This is a genomic window from Kitasatospora sp. NPDC086801, from assembly GCF_044745805.1.
Taxonomy (GTDB): domain Bacteria; phylum Actinomycetota; class Actinomycetes; order Streptomycetales; family Streptomycetaceae; genus Kitasatospora.
The window spans coordinates 65,848-82,954 of the sequence record NZ_JBIVAX010000032.1; the positions used below are offsets into that span (position 1 = coordinate 65,848).

The window sequence follows — 17,107 nt, forward strand, 5'->3', positions numbered from 1 at the left end:
ACGGTCAACTCCGGTCGGAGCCGGGGGTGGTTACGGTGTGGGGCCGAGCTTCTGCCAGGCGTCGCTCTTGCCGGGCTCGTCGGTCGCCTTGTTCCACCACTTGGCGCGCCAGTAGAAGCCGTTCCACGACACCGTCGAGGCCCAGGCGCCGTCGGTGTCCCCGGTGATGATCTTCGTGCTGGAGGCGGTGGCGCTGTTGGCGGGGGCGGCGAGGTAGGCCGGCGCCTTCCACCAGTCGTCGGTCCCGTCGGCGAAGCTGCCCAGCGCGTAGGCGCTGCCGTGTTTGGGGCCGCGGGTGACCCACTGGTCCAGCAGCGGCTTGCCCGCGGTGGCCTGGTCCGTGCTGAGCGGCACCAGCCGCCACCACTGGTCGACCTTCCCGTCGCAGTCCCGCACCGTGAGGGTGCCCCTGGCCGTGGTGGCGCCGAGGCACTGGTCGTGGCCGCTGGTACCGGACTTGATGTGGTACCAGCCCGCGTCCTCCTCGGTCACCGTCCACAGCTGGTTGGCGTTGCCGGTCTGCTTCATCGACAGGTGGGCGTCGGTCCAGCTGCCGGGGTGGTCGAGGACGTTGCCGCTGTTGCGGTCCTCGATGATCCACTTGTCGCCGGTCTGCCAGAACGCGAACGAGGGGTTGGGGTTGTAGGCGTGCGCCTGCCACGGCGCGGCCTGGCACTGGGCCCCGGAGGCCGGTGCCGGCGGATCGACGGTCGTCACCGCGCGGCGCTTGTCGCCGGTGGATCCGTAGTCCTTGCCGCCGATCCTGAAGGTGACGTTCGCTGGGCCGGTGATGGGCAGGTAGTACTTGACGTCGATGTCCTTCGACCTGCCGGCGGGCACGTCCTCGCAGTAGCCGAGCTTGATGGTCACCCGGTGGAAGTCGCCCTTCAGCCCGCCCGCGTTGGGCCCGGTGTGGCCGGGGACGATGCCGCTCATCTCCTTCCAGGCCCCGTCCTTCACCACCGGCGGGGCGGAGGTGGGGAGGTCGAAGGAGATCTCCGTGCCCTGGGCGAGGGCGACCTTGGAGTTGTTGGTGATCCGCAGCTTCGGCTGCATCGGCCACATGTCCGCGACGTCGGTGGGGAAGTCCACCAGCTCGGCCTTGACGTCGATCACCTCGGCGGGCAGCGTCTTGCCGCCGCCGGTGGTGTTGCCGGACGCCCCCGCGCCCTTGAGGGCGTTGTCGAGGCGGGTGGTCAGGTCGTAGCCCATCCCCCACTCGCCGTTGGAAAGCTTGGTGTAGTCGCCGGCGAGCTCCCAGATCATCGCCCCGCCGACGCCCTTGTCCGCGATGTACTTCGCCTTGGCGTCGATCGACTTGTCGTTCTCGGTGGAGAGGAACACCTTCTTGGTGTCGTTCCACAGCCAGGACGACTGGAGCGGGTCGGAGTACTTCTCGGCGTAGTTTCCGCTCAGCTTGCCCGCGTCGGTGGCCGGGTCGACGCCGTAGGACTTCAGGTAGCCGGGGGTGCGGCCGTCCTGGAGGTTCTTGGTGTGCCACAGCGGGTTGGACCCGGCGCCGACCTCGCGGCCGTCCTCGGTGTCGTGCCACACGTTGTCGATGCCGGTGGCGCCGAGACCGCAGTCCTGGCCCTTGGCCGGGCCCCGGCCGCCGACGCCCAGCGGGCACTTGGACTGGTCCGGCATGGCGGAGGTACCCCACAGCCCGTCCGTGCCGCCCTGCACGTTCTGCCAGCCGCGGGAGTAGTAGGGGATGCCGAGGTTGATGCGCCCGGGCGGCAGGGCGCCGCGGTAGTAGTGGTAAGCCCAGTCGGTGTTGAAGTAGCCGTTCTTCTGGTAGTCCTTGGTGTCGGGCGCCTGGTCGTTGTAGATCCCGGCCGCGGCCAGCTCGTTGTCCTGCCCGGTGTCGTAGAGCGGGGCCTGCGGGCCGACGTACTTGTTCCAGGAGCCGTGCAGGTCGTAGCTCATGACGTTGACGAAGTCCTGGTACTGGAGCGCCTGGCCGGCGTCCAGTCCGCGCACGAGGTAGCCGGAGGCGGACCCGGCCGAGGTCAGCAGGTAGTAGCGGCCCTTGGCCGTGCCGGACTGGTCCAGCTTGGTCCGCAGCGTCTTCATCAGGGCGGTGTAGCCCTGCTGGAGGCCCTTGCGGCGCGGGTTGGAGACGTCCCAGTCCAGCGGGTTACCGGTGCTGGGCAGGGCGCCGGGGTACTCGTAGTCGATGTCGACGCCGTTGAACCCGTACCGGTCGAGGAAGTCCGTCACGGAGTCGGCGAACGCGTCGATGCCGGCCTGGTTCACCGAGCCGTCGGCGTTGGTGGCCATCGCGTAGAAGTTCCGCGTGTCCGCCCAGCCGCCGACGGAGATCAGCGTCTTCACGGCCGGGTGCTTCTTCTTGTAGGTGTTCAGCAGGTTGAAGTGACCCTTGTACGGCAGGGACGGATCCATGGCGTTCCGGTCGCCGTCCCAGGTCATGCCGGTGGCCGGGTTCTTGGGGTCGTTCACGTCGCCGACGCTGATGCGGTTGTTCTCGACGCGGGCGAAGGCGTAGTTGACGTGCGTCACCTTCGACCAGGGGATGTTGGACGCCAGGTACTTGGGGTCTCCCTTCGCCCCGGAGCGCCATTCGGTGAAGTACCCGACCGTGCGCCGGGTGCGGTTGTTGCCGACCCATTCCCGGCCGTCGTTGTCGTAGACATCGCAGTAACGGGCGTTCACCCCCTGGGTGGCGGCCATCCCCTCGGGCCGGCAGTCGCCCGAGGAGGCGGGCTTCGTCCCCCGGTCGTCGGGCGAGTCGTCGAACGGGGAGCCGGCGTCGCCGTTCACGGGCGTGGGCTGGTCCGTGCCCGGCCAGTCGTTGAGCACCCACTTCTGGGCGTCGCTGCCGTTGCAGCCGTACAGCTGCAACTGCCGCCCGTCGTCGGACACGGAGCCGGGTACGTCCAGGCACAGACCGGCGTTGACGTTCTTCAGCTCCCGGGCCGCGGTGCGGGTCCACTTCTGGGCGTCGCTGCCGTTGCAGCCCCACAGCTGCACCTTGGTGCCGTAGTCCTTCCCGGAGTGGTCCGCGTCCAGGCACAGGCCCTGCGCCCGGACGGTGCTGTCACCGGGCACCGACCACGTCTGGGCGTCGCCGCCCTTGCAGTCCTGGAGCCGGGCCGGGGTTCCGTTGTCCCGGGAGCCGTCCTTGACGTCCAGGCACTTGCCCGCCAGGCCCTTGATCGGGCCCGGGGGAAGTCCCTTGGGCGAGCGGTGCATGTGGTCCGGGATGCGGGTGGCACCGTTTCCTGCCGAGAAGAGCGAGTTCCTGAAGCCGTACCAGTCGTCGTCGATCATGCCGGCCACGATGTAGTTGTCGTCCACCGTGCCGGGGTGGACCTCCATGGTGACGAAGGCGCCGTTCTTGATGAACACGGTCTCCAGAGGCCGTGACTTGGCCCCCACTTTGGGCTGGGGCACGGAGAAGGCGGCGTCCAGGTCCCGGAAGAAGCCGGCCTCCTTCAGCGCGGACCAGTTGTCCGCGATGGCTTTCGGACCGTTCACGATCTTGTCCCCGGTGCCGCCGATGTCGACCTGGACGAGGACGTACTGGTCCCCCTTGAAGAAGTAGATCTGGCTTTCGGTGACGGAGACCGCGGTGTCGACGCCGTTCGCGAAGACGGTGCCCTTCAACGGTTTGAAGGCGTCCCCGATGGCGGTCGGCTTGATCACCACGGAGCATCCCTCCAGGTTCCTCATGCCGAACGAATCCGTCCCGAGCCGCAGGCGCAGGTACTGGTCGCCCCGGAACAGCAGCAGGTCATCCGGGTAGTCCGGAAGCCGCACCGCCGCGTCGACCCCGGCGGCGAAGCCCGTGCCCAGCAGTGCAGGACAGGCCCGGGCAATGCTGCGCGGCTTGTCGTCCAGCCCCCACGACCAGTCCCGGCCCCCGATGTCACCCGTCATGTACTGGAAGTTCGGCCCGTTGAACAGGATCGCCCGGGCGTTCCAGTCGTCGACCGACACCGCGGCGTCGATGGGTTTGGGCCGGGTGCACACGTTCGGTCCGGCGGCGGCCGCGGTGGACGCCAGCTGGAACGACTCCTGGCAGATGTCCGGGGCCGCCCTGACGACGTGCACGGTCGCGAGGATCGACAGGACCTTCCCCATGCTGATGGGCACGCCCATCAGCGTCCTGTCGATCTCGCCCGCGTTGTAAATGGAATCGAGAAATTGTTGAGGGTTGCCATGCCGGTCCACGGTGCCCATCCAGGCTGTGACGAGCTGGCTCAGGTTGTCCCAGTGATTGGTGAGCCAACCGCCGGTCATGGCCTGCCGCAACTCCGGGATGACGTCGTCGTTGTCCCGCCACACGCTGTCCGCGGCGTTCCACGTCGTGCCGTCCGCAACAGCCCGGTGGATGCCGTCCCGGATGGGCTGGAAGCGGGCCGCTTCGGCCGCGCCCACGGCCAGCCGCAGGAGGGGCCCACGCAGGGCATGGCGGGCGTTGACATCCGTGCCTGCCGACCGCAGTGCCTCGGCGGCGCCCTGGAGGCCCCAGCGGTCGATCGTCACCGTGGTCTGATCGCCGAGGCCCTGGTTGTCGTTGTACCTGTCGTTGTACCCGAGATCGACCGCGTCATGGCCGGCCCATTCCCTAAGCCCCACGTCGCGAAAATAGAAGAACTGCCTTCGTGGCTCCGTGCCCCTGGGGGGCCTCGTGAATCCCACGATGTACATGTCGCTCTCACGCATCACCAGCGTGACCGGTTGACGATCCGTGGTCGGATCAAGCTCCTCAAGCAAGTTGAGCGGGACTTCGACGAATCCCCTCATCGTTTCCCGGGCCGCACCGACCTGGTGCTCGGCCGTCTGCTCGGCACCGAGCAGCGGGGTGGTCGCAATGCTCCGCACCTGGTCGATGAACTGCAGGTACCGGGTTGCGTACAGGGTGTCCTCCGTCGACGCGGACGCGGCCGGAGCGCCCAGCGCGGACATCGACGTGAACGCCAGGAACGCGGCCATGCCTATGGCGACCATCCGTACTGGCCAGCGCCAGCGGGGCCGCAACAACGGGAATCTCACCGATCGCACCTCAAGTTTCTTCTGCATCAACGCCCGCATCATGGGCCGCGGACAAGCTAGGGGCGGCGCGTTGACATCAGATACACGAAGCATCAACGGCGCCCGGCCGCTGGGGCACCCTCCACTCGGGCGACGACGACGGAGCGGCGGACGGGTGCGGTGGTTCCGGTGCGGGGCGATCCGTAGCCGACTGCGGCCAGGCAGTCGGCGGAGGTGAGGAGTCGGGCCGCTGGATCGGATGGCGTCCAGGAAGCAGACCAGGTGCCGCAGGCGGATAGGGCCGTCGTTCGTGCCGGCGGTCGTCGCGCACGTGCGCGCCATCGGTGATCCGCTCTACCTGCCTGACGCGGTCGCCCTCCTGCCGATCGCCGAGCGGCACCGCTCGGGCTACAGGCGGTGGCTGGTCGGCCGCGCCGCCCGTGCAACCACGTCCGGCGTAGCCGCTCAGCCTCAGGATTATTCGGAGGTCAGGGCAGAGGACGGATAGCTTCGAGTGACGTGGGTGTCGGGGACGGTGGCGTCGAACTCGCAGATCATCCTCTCCCCGTCCGTGCCGCGTCATCAGAACCCGAATGTCCGACCACATGGTCGCAGTCCGCCTCACGCCGTGCGTGGACGCCCGACGCCGCGCCGTCGCATACCCGGCGCGCTCAGCCAGGCCCTACGAGTTCTTCTTCGGCACATCAGTCGGTGAAGCACGCACGAAATCACCGAACACCCTTGTGACCTCGGGCCGGTTTGAACCGCCAGTCCGAACCACCCGCCTGAGCACGGAGGACAGCGTCCAGGCCGACCGCATCCTCGACAGTCACAGACATCACCAGGTCACGACCGGCGACCCATCGACCGAGAAGGTTCGAAGATCTGGGACTGTAGTACTGGGGGTCAGTCGAACATGACGCTATCGAAATCGGCACCCCTGGCAGGCTTCTCTTTGCTTCCGGCCGGGACGGTGACCTTCGTTCCTTTGCAGTCCCGCCCGTACCAGACGGTCGCCTTACGGTCCGTGGAGTTCTGGACCTCCTCCGTCGTCGGGGAGATGAAGTTGTAGCACTTTCCGTGCTCCGGGCGGGAGATTGACGCCTTCTGGAGATACGTCCCCTCGGAAGATTCCTTCTCGTACTCGTAGGTGAATTCTCCACTGGCATACACTTCGGAAAGCGAAGAAATAAACGCATAGTGGAAAGGAAGGTCCAGGGTCACATTACCCCTCCCCTCCGACTTCACCCCGAGGAGTACATTCTTTTGCCCGCTGGGAACGCACGGAGTCCCGGAGCAGGGGCTCTTATCGGGGAAAGCGTACTCCAGTACGATAACGGCGGGATTTCCCAGCGAAATGGTTGCGGTTGACTCCAGATTGCAGTTGTTCACCCCGGCGATGATGTCGGAGCCATTGGGGTCAGTTTCCCCAGGCAGCATGACGTCCGTCAGGTACGTGCAGGTGACGCTGCCCACTTCTCGGCCGCCTTGCCAAACCTCGACCGTCTTCGGGAACCCGGCGCTACTGAAAATCAGCTCGTCGAGCGAGTATTTGACCGGCCTCCGGTCGGCGTTGTACTGGGTCCATTTCGAGTCCAGCAGCAGTGTCTGCCTCGCGTATCCGGTGGGAGGGATGATGGCGACGACATCCTTTCCGGCGACGCGGTGTTTTTCCCAGCGGATGTCGGCACCCGATTTGAACAATTCCTCCGGGGTGCCGGGGGGTTCGGCGGCCCAGTCACGCTCTTCCGAGCACAGGAATCCGATGATCAGTTTCGCCACGTAGTAGGTCGCCAGGGCGCTTGCGAGTAGCACTCCCGCCGGCGGGAAGGCGAAGGAGGCGGCGGTTGCGATGAGGGAGACGACCGCTACCACTCCGGATTCCACATCGCGGTTCGCGACGGCCTCGCCGAGCGACCAGACGTCTCCGAGGACAGGCACCATGTACACGATCGACTTGGCGATTGCTTCTTCGGTCCCCTCCTTCAGTCCGTTGACCGCGTAGGTCCCGTTGATCTGGTAGCCCGCGATGTCCCCGACCTTGTCGGACACCTTGTTCAGGTTTTTTACGGCCTGGTGTCTGGTGTACTTCGAGATGATGGCGGCCGCCTTGGAGGCGAGGGCCGTTGCGGCGCGGGTCTTCTGTTTTTTGGCCGCCTTGAGCTCGTTGACTTCCGCCGGGTTGTTCATGATCTCGTCGTGCAGTTCCCGGGTGAGCTTCTTGGTGTCGGACAGAAGCTTGCGGGCCTGCTGGTCGGTCATCTTGCAGGCATCGCTGCCTGTCTTGATGCAGCCCTCCTCGAGGGCCTCCAGCCACTGGTTCTCGCTGAGCCTGGCCCAGCTGTCGAACTGGTCGGCTGTGGGGTTGACCGGAACCGCGGTAGCGGGCGCGGCCTGTGCCGACTGCGGCACGGTGTCGGCTGATGCGGGCGCGATTCGCCCGAGCAGCGTGAGCGCCAGCGCGAACGCGAGCGCGACGATAGGGCCAGTTCTCCTCATGTGCGAATACTTACCGCAGCGAATCATTGACAGAACGTCACCATTCGGACACTCTGACCTGCCGGTGGATGCTGGGCCGCAGGTCAGGAGGGATGCGGCGCGTAGCAGGGTTCACCCGGCCGGCTGCCCCCTGTTACGGCATTGAGGGCGGTCGACGGCGAGGCAGGCCAGTTCGGGGGCTCGGCTGGCGGGTGGCTCAGCAGACACTCCTGCGGGCGAGGGCAAGGTCGGCGCCCGTCTCGGGGCGGGTGCTGCGCCGGTGATTCCCGGGCCGCTCCACCGTCTGCCGCAGGTACACGGACCGCTCGCTCCGCACCCGCCCCGCCGGTCAGGGTGCGCCGGCTCCCGCGTGGGGCTGCTCCAGGATGGCGGTCACCGCCCCGGACAGCGCGCTCCGTACGGCCTGGGGCGTGGTGAAGCGGCTGTGGTTCATCGCGCTGTGGCGCAGGATCAGCAGGGTGTCGGCCGCGCCCGCCGGGTCGGGGTGGCCGATGGCGGTGAGGTGTTCCAGCAGCCGGGCGCGGAACCAGGCCATGTGTTCCTGGATGGCCTGGCTGACGGGATGGTGCGGGTCGGGGTAGTCGGCGGCGGCGTTGATGAGCGGGCAGCCGCGGAAACCCGGTGTGCAGAACTGCTCCGCGATCCCCGCGAACAGGGCCTCGACCGTCTCCCGGGGGGAGCGCCCGGTGGCCGCGGCGGCTTCGCGGAACGCCCGGTCGTGCTCGCGGACGTAGGCGAGGGCCATCTCGTCCTTGGACGGGAAGTGCCGGTAGAACGTCGCGTTGGCGACCGCCGACTCCCGGATCAGCTGGTCGATGCCCACCCCGCGCACGCCCTGCGTGTAGAAGAGCCGCATCGCCGCGGCCAGGATGCGTTCCCGCGGCGGACTGGAGTCTTTCGTCTTCACGCCGTCCGGGCGCTCAGGAGTGGGGGCGGCGGCGTAGCGGGCGTGGGCCCCGGCTCACGTGTTCTCGGCCGCGGGCGCCAGGGCGGCGGGCAGGTCGAGGCCGAGGACAGTCACCTCGGGCGCAGAGCTGCGAGGTGTTCCCTTGCTGGGCCCTCTATCCCATGGAGAGGGACCAGCAAGGGAGTAGCGGTGAGCGAGGGGGGACGTGGCGGACGCGGCCCTGCCCGTGAGGCTGCGCGCGTGATGGCGAACGAACAGGCTCGTACACGCCTTCAAGATCCTTGGCGGGTATCGCGGGTGTAGCCTCGCCGACCCGCGGGGGTACCCCGCGCCGACTGGTCCCGGGGGCACCCGGTTCCACGATCGCCGCCGCGGCCTCGCCGGGCCTTCGATGTCGGGGCGGTCCGCTGCGGCGGCCGGCTCATGCTCACTGGCCGGAGGACGAGACCCCTACGACCACAGGGGTCAGATCGTCCTGTTCATGATGATGTCGGGCCCGCCGTCCTGCTTGACGGTGAACTGGCTGACGAACGGCGCCACCACCGCGGGCAGCAGATTGGAGCAACCCAGCGCCTCGCCTGCCGCCGGCGGGGTGGTGATCCTGTTGTCGGTCGTATACAGAGGCCATGCGGCGAAGTTCACCGCCTTAGCGACGCCTCCTTCACCCGAAATGGACAGCGGTCCCGAAGCCGTGTAGTTGTTGCCCGGAACATCGCCGCCGACATTCAACTGCACCAGGTAACTGCCCACCGTGGGGTAGGTCAGGGTGTAGGTCAGCGTTGTGGGCCCGTTGCCGATGCTGACCGTCCCCACGAACGTGCCCACATAGTCCGTGGGGCTGTCTCCACACGCGTCCTGAGCACCGGCGAACGCCGCAGGTGCGGACGCCACGCCCCCCAGTGCGGCACACATCGCGAGGGCAGCTCCCCCGGCCAGCATACGAATGGGTCTCATCCCAGCCTCTCTCCGTGCGGCTCAGCCGCACAAAATCGCAGGGCGCACCTCACGCCCCTTTCGTTGCACATGTGTAACACGGCCGCAAAGGCCGAAAACGTATAGTCACGAAAATCACCCGCCTGCACCCACTCGACGGCCAGCGGAGATGAGCTGGACCTGGAACGCCGCGCACGGCGAAAATCCGCAGGGCGGGCAATTTCCCCGCCCCTTTCCAATATCTACCTGCACAAGATGGACGAGTACGTCGAGAGGGTTCTGATCCCGGAATACGCCCGAGGGGGTCAGGCAGCCGAAATGCGCCTTTCGCCGGGTGTGGGCGGCGATGGGGCGCGCCCGCAAGCGTGGCGGACCGTACTGTGATGCGGGAACTGCGCAAGCCCGAACTCCCTGACGCTCACGTCGCGTTCGGCCTGCCAGGTACGTTCGACGTGCGCCTCGATCCGGCCGTACGGCGCGACGCGGGGCACGCTGTTGGGGCTGCATGGCCACAGAGAGTATGGGTCATCGCACGCCGGGTGCGCTTCGAAGCCGCCGAATCCTCGCTGGACCCGCGATCGCGCCACTCCCGCACCGCAGGCAGGGGCAAGCTCGCCCTCCTCGCTCACAAGCGGCCTCTATCCGCAAAAGACGGCCGATCGGCTGCGAACGCTCCTGCCATCAGGCGTAGTTCAGCCACTCTCCGCCGCCAGCGACGTGGAGGGGCTGGACACGATGGACGGTGCCGTGCGGACCGCGGCCGCACAGCGACCCGGGCGCCTTCGCCTACGTCGGCCGGTACTACCGCCTCGACGCTGATTGTGGGTCAGGTGGTCTTGGTGCGCTGGTCGCGCTGGTGGCGCCAGGTGGCCATCTGGCCGTAGATGCGGATGCGGGCGCGGGCGACGGCGCCGATCGGCCGGTGGTCCTGGAGTGCGTGGGCGATGCTGAAGGTGAGTTCCTCGGCAAGCTGGTTGCGGGCGGCGGTGCGGAACTCCTGCCGGGGGATGGTGACGGTGGCGACCTTCACCAGCGGGGCCCGGTCCGTGCTCCATTCGACGGCGATGTCCTCGACCGGCATGGTGTCGGGGTCGGTGCGCAGTTGGACCATGAAGTCGAAGGTGGCGTCGGTCTGGGTGAGGTGCTCCTGGAGGTGGTCGCTGAGGTAGTGGTCCTGGTGCTTCTCGCGCCCCGGGCTGGTGTACGGCGAGGTCGGTACGAGGGCGTACTTGACGACCTGGTCGGGGCCGAGCAGCGAGGCGGTGTTGCTCCAGTAGGGGATGTCGGCGGGTGAGGTGGGGGTGATGACCGCCTTGGCCAGGCCGGCGAGGACGTGCGGGTGGGTGGTGAGCATCTTGGCGGCGAACCTGGCCGGTTCGAGGGTGATGACGTCGTGGAACAGCTTGACGGTGCCGAGCGGGATGGCGGGGGTGTTGAGCAGGATGAAGTCCTGGGTGGTGGGCTCGTCGCTCTCGGGGATGCGTTCGCCGGGCACGTCGTGCAGTTTGATGGCGGCGCCGCGCAGGTCCTTGACGTCGTCGGACTGCGGTTTGCCGTTGCCGCTGGAGAAGCGCAGCCACCCCTCGTAGGTGTGCGGCCGGGCGAAGACGCCGACGCGCAGGTTGGCCGGCAGGTCGGGCTCGACCGCGAAGGTGATCTTGACGAGCCCGGTGTGCTTGGCGTGGGCGGCCCGGCCGGTGGCGCCGGGCGGGTAGTCCTTCTCCTGCTGCCGGTTCATGGCCTCGATCATCTCGGCCACGAGTTGGTCCTCGTTCGGTTCGGGCGTCTCGAACCTGGTCAGTGCGCTCATGCGGGAGTCCTTCCGGAAGGTGGCGCGGGGGCTGCCTTGGCGCTATCAGGCTGCGGGCCGCCGGAGCACGGGCGCCAGGCGAGGGGGCCGCGATGGGGCCAGGTGGCCGATATCCGGCGACCGCGGGTGGTTCGGGCACGGGTGGCGACGCGGGCCGGCCCAGGTCACGTTGCTCAAAGTGTTCAGAACAGCACCCGGTCGCTGACCGGCGTCGCGGCGGTGGACAACGGCCCCGGTACCCCGACCGTTACCTGCCCCGCCGGGCCGCTCGCACCGGGCGCCTCGGGGAACTGCACCGGACACTTCCGGCCGGTCTCTCCAGGCCGTCGCCCCGGCCGGAGCGTCGAACACGGACTGCGACGGCTCTGGCCCCAACCGCCCTGGGAGCGTGACAGGGGGAGGTGTGCGGACGCACCGGAGCGAGCCCACCCAACTGGTGGTGAGAGGCCGCCGCCGAGGCGGGGCGGCCGGATCCGCCGCCGCACCGCCCGGCTGCCCTCCGGTGCCGCGTCCACCAGCGCGAAGCCCACCGTTTACGTCAGCTCGCCCGGACGCTCTGGCGCGAACACCCCCATCGCATCCGCGACCGCCCGCGAGATGACAGACTTCCCCTGCAACGGGACCCCTGCGCTTGATCGGCTTTCTTCACTGATCCACAGGGATCCCGTTGCCTCGTTCAAACCTTCCTGGCGAACAGGCTTGCGCCATGAAGCAGAGACTTTGAATGCCGGGGGTCAGCCGACCATGACGCTCTCAAAGCCGGCAGAACTGGCTGTGCCTCCGACCGGGATGGTGACCTTCGTTCCTTTGCAGTCCTCCCCGTGCCAGACGGTCGCCTTCCGGTCCGTGGAATTCTTGACCTCTGGCGCCGGGGAGGGGAAGTTGTAGCATTTTCCGAGCTCCAGGCGACGAATTGATTCCGTCACGAAGTATTCCTCCCCTTCGGAAGATTCCTCCATTTGGGTATAGGTGATTTCTCCACTGGCGTAGACTTCGGACAGTGATGAAATAAACGCATAGCGGAAAGGGAGGCTCAGGTTCACAGTCACCTTGTTCTCCGACTCCACCGAGAGGCGTACCTTCTTTTCGCTGCTGGGAACGCACGGGGTCCCGGAGCAGGGGCTTTTTTCAGGGAACTTGTACTCCAGCACCATGATGGCGGGGTGTCCCAGCGAAATGGTCGCAGTCGACTTCAGCTGGCACAAGATTTTCACCCCGTTGGTCGTCGAGCCAAGGCCGCCCGCCAAGGGGTTCGACCATTGGGCACAGTCGGCGCTGCCGGCCTGTCGGCCGCCTTGCCAGATCGTGACCGACTTCGGGTAGCCCGCGCTACTGAAAGCCAGCTCTCCGTTGAGTGAGTATTTGACCGGTTTCCGGTCGATGTTGTACTGGGTCCATTTCGAGTCCAGCAGCAGCGTCTGTTTCACAGCCCCGGTGGGCGGGATGATGGCGGCGACGTCCTTTCCGGCGACGCGGTGTGTCTCCCAGCGGATGTCGGCACCTGATTCGAACAGTTCCTGCTGGGTGCCGGGGGGTTCGGCGATCCAGTCGCGTTCTTTGGCGCACAGGAACCCGAGGATCATCTTCGCCACGTAGTAGGCTGCCAGGGCGGTTGCGAGTACCGCTCCCGCCGGCGGGTAGATGAAGGCGACCGCGGTCGCGATGAGGGAGATGACCGCTACCGCTCCGGATTCCACGTCGCGGTCCGCGATGGCCTCACCGAGCGACCAGACGTCTCCGACAACGGGCACCATGTACACGATCGCCTTGCTGATCGATACCTGGGTAGCCTCGGTCAGTCCGTCGGCCGCGTATGTCCCATTGACCGTATGTCCCGCAACATCGCCGATTTTATCGGCATATTTATTCAGGTTTTTTACAGCCGGATTCTTGGCGAACTTCGAGATGGTGGCAACCGCCTTGCCGCCGAGGAGCTGTACGGCGCGGGTATTCTGCTTTTTGAGCGCCTTGAGCTGGGCGACTTCTTCCGGGTTGTTCATGATCTCGTTGTGCATTTCCCGGGTGAGCTTCTGGGTGTCCGAGAGAAGCTTGTGGGCCTGCTGGTTGGTCATCTTGCAGGCCGCGGTGCCGGTCTTGACGCAGCCCTCCTCAAGGGCCTCCAGCCACTGGTTCTCGCCGAGCCCGGCCCAGCTGTCGAACTGATCGGCGGTCAGGTTGCTGGCCGGAGCCGGGGAAGCGGGCGCGGCCCGTGCCGGCTGCGGCACGGTGTCGGCTGATGCGGGCGCGGCTCGTCCGAGCAGCGTGAGCGCCAGCGCGAACGCGAGCGCGGCGATAGAGCCAGTTCTTCTCATGTCCGAATACGTACCGCAGTGCCACATCGACAGAACGTCACTATTTTGGGCTCTCTGGCCATGCTGTGACTGCTGGACCGCAGGTCGGAAGGGCTGCGGCGCGGAACGGGGTTCACCCGGCCGGCTGCCTCCTGTCGCGAACCGCCCTTCACCGCCGACAACTGCGAGCGGACAGCCCAAGGCCCCTCCGGCAACAGCCCGGCTGAGACGGAACACCGAGTCGGCACGCACAGGTCAGCACCTCGGTCGCGGACCGAGCTCCACACCCGGCCCGGGAAGCCCCCGCGAGGGACGCGTCCGCACCTCTCGACACGGTCTGCGATGGGGCCAGATGGCCCCCACGTGGCGGCCGTCGACTGGTTCGGGTGCGGATTGCCACGCGAGCCGCCTCACGCCAAAGCACTTACGGTGCTCATATGGACACTTAGTGTCATCAAAATGCTGTGGCGTGGGGCCTTGCGGTGATCACGCCGGACTGGAACGGAGGCGGTATGGCAGGGATCAGACGCGGCCCATCGCGCGGCGCTCTCGCCGCGGCGATCGGGCTGGCGGTCATCGGCATGACGGCGGGTTGGGGAGGCGGCGCGGCACTGGCCTCCTCCCCGGCACGGGACGCATCGTTCGTCAGGGCTGAGGCCGCCTCGCCGGCGGACGGTGCGGACGGGAGGTCCGGGGCCCGGGCGCTGACCTGTCCGCCGGTACCGATCTGGGGGAACTCCGGCGGCGGCAACGACCACCTCTTCGAGTACAGCCCGACCGGTACGCAGCTGGCGAGTGTGCCGCTGGTGCGGGACTACGGGGACATCGCGTGGAGTGCGGACGGCACCACGTTGTACGGGGTGAGCTGGAACACCCTGCCACCGGTGCTGTACACGATCAACGCGGCCACCGGTGCGGAGACGGCGTCGGTGACGATCACCGGTCCGGCCGCGAACTTTCCCGGGTACGCCACCAACGCACTGGGCGCGCGCCCGGACGGCACCCTGTTCGTCGCGTCGTTCTACTCGAACCAGATCTGGACGCTCAACCCGACCACCGGGGTGAGCACACTGTTCCCCGCCTCGTTCCCGGCCGGGCTCGTCTCCGCGGGCGACTTCCTGACCCTGCCCGACGGCGACGTCCTCACGGCCGCGTTCGATCCGGGCACGCTGCACCCCACCGACTTCTTCCGCATCCACCCGGACAACACGATCACCGAGATCGGCAACGTGCCGGGCTCCGTCTACGGCCTGGCCCAGTCAGGCGGCCAGGTCTACGCGTTCCGCGCCAGCGGCACCATCGAGACCCTGAACTCGATCCCGGCCGGCCCCTCGACCGCGGAGATCCCCACCACGACGGTCGTGAACACCGGGGTCCCCTTCTTCGGCGCCTCCGCCACCCAGGACAGCGGGAACTGCAACCTGCCGGCCGGCACCTCCTACACCGTCGCGAAGTCGGTCTCCCCGGCCGGCCCGGTGAACCAGGGCGACACCCTGACCTACACCGAGACCGTCACCAACACCGGCACCAACCCCGCCACCTACGCGGGTTTCAGTGACGACCTCTCCGCCGTACTGACGGACGGCACGCTGGTGCCCGGCTCCATCACCGCCAGCTCCGGCACCGCCACCCTCACCGGGAGCACCCTGACCTGGTCGGGCACGCTGACGGCGCCGCCCGCCGCCGGGTCCACCGTGACCGTGACGTACCAGGTCAAGGTCAACAGCCCGGACACCGGCAACTTCGCGCTGACCAACAACCTCGCGCCGACCATCGCCGGCGGCACCTGCGCGACCGCGACGGGCTGCACCACCACCGTGCTGGTCAACGTCCCCGCCCCGTCGATCACCAAGGCGGCGGCCGAGGCCTCGTTCGTGGCGGGGCAGACGATCCACTACACCTACACGGTGACCAACAACGCCCCGGTGCCGATGACGAACGTCGCGGTCACCGACACCGGCCCCGGCACCCCGATGGTCACCTGCCCGGCAGGCCCGCTGGCACCGGGCGCCTCGGAGAACTGCACCGCGACCTACACCGCGACCGCCGCCGACGCCACGGCCGGGAAGATCACCGACACGGCGAACCTCACCGCCACCGTCGGCACCCAGACGGTGACCGGGACGAGCAACCAGGTCGTCGTGCCGCTGCGGGCGCTGACCATCACCAAGTCCGCCGTCCAGCCGGACTTCACGGCACCGGGCGAGACCCTCAACTACACCTACACCGTCACCAACACCGGCCAGGTCCCGCTGACCAACGTGACGGTGACCGACCTGACGCCCGGCGTCACCGTCTCGGGCTGCGGCACCAACCAGCTCGCGCCCGGCCAGTCCACCACCTGCCAGGCCACCTACGTCACGACGGCGGCGGACGTCGCCGCCCAGAACGTGCCCGACCAGGGCCAGGTCACCGGCACCGACACCGGCGGGCAGACCGTCACCACGACCAGCAACAAGGTGAACACCCCGCTGGTCGCGATCACGGTGGTGAAGTCGGCCGCCGAGGCGCAGTTCACCGCCGCCGGGCAGACCATCCACTACACCTACGCGGTCACCAACACCGGCGCGCAGCCGCTGACCAACATCGGGGTGGTCGACAACGGCCCCGGCACCCCCACGGTCACCTGCCCCACCGGGCCTCTCGCACCGGGCGCCTCGGAGGACTGCACCGCGACCTACGTCACCACCGACGCCGACGTCGCCGCCGGCAAGGTCGTCGACACCGCGCAGGTCACCGGCACCACCCCCAGTGGCCAGAACATCACCTCCACCAGCAACAAGGTGACCGTCCCCTACGCCGGGCTGAAGATCGTCAAGGCCGTCCAGGAGACCTCGTTCTCCGCCGCCGGGCAGGCCCTGCACTACACCTTCACCGTCACCAACACCGGTGACACGACGCTCAGTTCGCTCGCCGTGACGGACTCCGGTCCGGGCACGCCGGCCGTCTCCTGCCCGGTGACCACCCTGGCCCCGGGTGCGTCCACGACCTGCACCGCGACCTACGCCACCGCCGAGTCCGACGTGCAGGCCGGGAAGATCACCGACACCGCGACCGTCACCGGCACCACCCCCGACGGCACCCCGGTGACGGCGACCAGCAACACCGTCACCATCGTCGCCTGCACCCCCTGCGAGGACCAGGACCACGGCGGCTGCGACGGCCACAACTCCGGCGGCCACGGCGGCTGGGGCGACCACCACCCCGGGCCCGGCCAGTGGGACAACCACCCCGACAACACCACCCCCGCTGACAGAACCGGTAACGCTCCCGACCCGCTCCGCCAGGACCCGCAAGCAGTCGGGGACAGCACGAGGTAGACCGGGAATTCGGCACCGGGCGGCAGAGGGCCGAACACCGGATGCCTACGGCAACATGCGGCCCGGGAACCCCAGGTTCCCGGGCCGCACCACCGCCCGCGACGAACCACCCGGACCACGCAGCCCCAGCCACATCCGCATCCGCCCCCGTCAGGGCGCAACGGCCCCGGACGATCAGGCCCAACACCGAACCCTCCGAATTCAGGGCGCACCTGGCGCTGATCGGCATGGACCTGGGCGTCGACCCCAGTTGAGGGTGTTCGTGCCGGCCCGCCCAGGCCTCCACGTCATCGTCCGGGGTTGTGCGACGATCGGTCAACGAGTTCAAGACTCCGCCCGGATGGAG

General features: G+C 67.9%; 7 protein-coding genes. 1 reads left to right on the plus strand and 6 read right to left on the minus strand.

From position 1 onward, the window contains the following. Positions 1 to 30: 30 nt before the first annotated feature. The 6 genes from ACIPLC_RS27690 to ACIPLC_RS27715 all read right to left on the minus strand — a co-directional run bounded on the left by ACIPLC_RS27690 (position 31) and on the right by ACIPLC_RS27715 (position 13,462). Positions 31 to 4,962, minus strand: a complete 4,932-nt coding sequence (locus ACIPLC_RS27690) for a glycosyl hydrolase family 18 protein (protein WP_400475726.1) — start codon at positions 4,960 to 4,962, stop codon at positions 31 to 33. Between the two features lie 945 nt (positions 4,963 to 5,907). Beyond that, complete coding sequence (locus tag ACIPLC_RS27695; RefSeq protein WP_400475727.1) at positions 5,908 to 7,500, minus strand: hypothetical protein; 1,593 nt, start codon at positions 7,498 to 7,500, stop codon at positions 5,908 to 5,910. Between the two features lie 328 nt (positions 7,501 to 7,828). Then, a complete protein-coding gene (locus ACIPLC_RS27700) occupies positions 7,829 to 8,407 on the minus strand; it encodes a TetR/AcrR family transcriptional regulator (RefSeq protein ID WP_400475728.1) in 579 nt (192 codons plus the stop codon). A gap of 465 nt (positions 8,408 to 8,872) precedes the next feature. After that, the gene (locus ACIPLC_RS27705) at positions 8,873 to 9,232 is read right to left on the minus strand and encodes a hypothetical protein (RefSeq protein ID WP_400475729.1); all 360 of its coding nucleotides are present in this window, start codon (positions 9,230 to 9,232) and stop codon (positions 8,873 to 8,875) included. A 934-nt stretch (positions 9,233 to 10,166) separates the two neighbouring features. Beyond that, positions 10,167 to 11,150 carry a hypothetical protein gene (locus ACIPLC_RS27710; protein WP_400475730.1) on the minus strand — a complete coding sequence of 328 codons (984 nt, stop codon included), beginning with the start codon at positions 11,148 to 11,150 and terminating at the stop codon, positions 10,167 to 10,169. Positions 11,151 to 11,884: 734 nt separating this feature from the next. Next, positions 11,885 to 13,462 carry a hypothetical protein gene (locus ACIPLC_RS27715; protein WP_400475731.1) on the minus strand — a complete coding sequence of 526 codons (1,578 nt, stop codon included), beginning with the start codon at positions 13,460 to 13,462 and terminating at the stop codon, positions 11,885 to 11,887. Positions 13,463 to 13,953: 491 nt separating this feature from the next. Between ACIPLC_RS27715 and ACIPLC_RS27720 the strand changes: the two genes are divergently transcribed. Continuing rightward, on the plus strand, positions 13,954 to 16,761 hold the full coding sequence (locus ACIPLC_RS27720; RefSeq protein ID WP_400475732.1) for a hypothetical protein: 2,808 nt from the start codon (positions 13,954 to 13,956) through the stop codon (positions 16,759 to 16,761). Positions 16,762 to 17,107 lie beyond the last annotated feature (346 nt).